This is a genomic window from Streptomyces sp. SID4985 (assembly GCF_009863025.1).
GTDB lineage: Bacteria > Actinomycetota > Actinomycetes > Streptomycetales > Streptomycetaceae > Streptomyces.
This window is the reverse complement of the sequence record NZ_WWIR01000434.1, coordinates 1-883: the sequence shown is the minus strand read 5'-3', so window position 1 is coordinate 883 and position 883 is coordinate 1. Positions and strand designations below refer to the sequence as shown.

The window sequence follows — 883 nt, the reverse complement described above, 5'->3', positions numbered from 1 at the left end:
CGACCTGTCCGCCGCGTCCGACGTGCCTGACGCGGCGGGCCAGCAGGTCGCGCCCGGAGCGCCGGAGCGGGCCCGGGACACGCCGGGGGCGGACTCGGGGACCGGTAGCGGTGCCGGTGCGGGTCGTTCCCAGGCCCCCGGAACCGGTGTGGGCCGCTCCCCGGCGCCCGACAAGGCGGCTCCCGGCACCACCGGCCAGGCTCCGGGACGGGACAGCGGCGGCGACACTGGCGACCGTCCCGATTCCGGCGACGGCACCGGTAGCGGGACCGGCACCGGAAGCGGCACGGGGGCCCGCCCCGACACCGGCACCGGAAGCGGCACAGGGAACCGTCCCGACACCGGCACCGGAAATCGCCCCGGCACCGGCACCGGAAGTGGCACAGGCGACCGCCCCGGCACCGGCACCGGCTACGCCCCCGGCGACCGCCCGCCCACCGTCCAGCACGGCGTCGACGCCGGAACCGGCGGATCGCTCACCGGCTCCGTCCCCCTGCTGACAGCGGGCGCCGCCCTCATCGTCGCCGCGTGCGCCGCCGCCCTGCACCGGATCGGCGCGCCGTATCTGTCCCGCAGGCGGCGGCGCCCGTCCGACGTCTGACGCGCGGCGCTGTGACCAGGGCAACCCGGGCCGGCAGCCATGCCGGGCCGATCACCGGGTACACACCAAACCGAGGGCACTACCGGCACATGGGTCACACGGCACCAGGCGAGTGAGCGGTAACGGCACACCCAGCGCGCGGAGGCGACGATGCGACCGACGGAGACCGAGGGCCACGGCCCCGTCCGCTACGGCCCGTCCCTGCCCGGCGACGGCCTGCCGGTGCTGCCCGAACTCGCCGCGCGGCTGGCCGCCGCCGACCGCGCCCCGGCCCAGCCCGTA

2 pseudogenes are annotated in these 883 nt (G+C 78.0%); both read left to right on the top strand.

Annotated features, from left to right (window positions below):
- Positions 1–601, top strand: a pseudogene (locus GTW40_RS18925) (hypothetical protein); the annotation flags it as partial.
- A gap of 150 nt (positions 602–751) precedes the next feature.
- Positions 752–883 (top strand): annotated as a pseudogene (locus tag GTW40_RS18920) (pyridoxal phosphate-dependent aminotransferase); the annotation flags it as partial.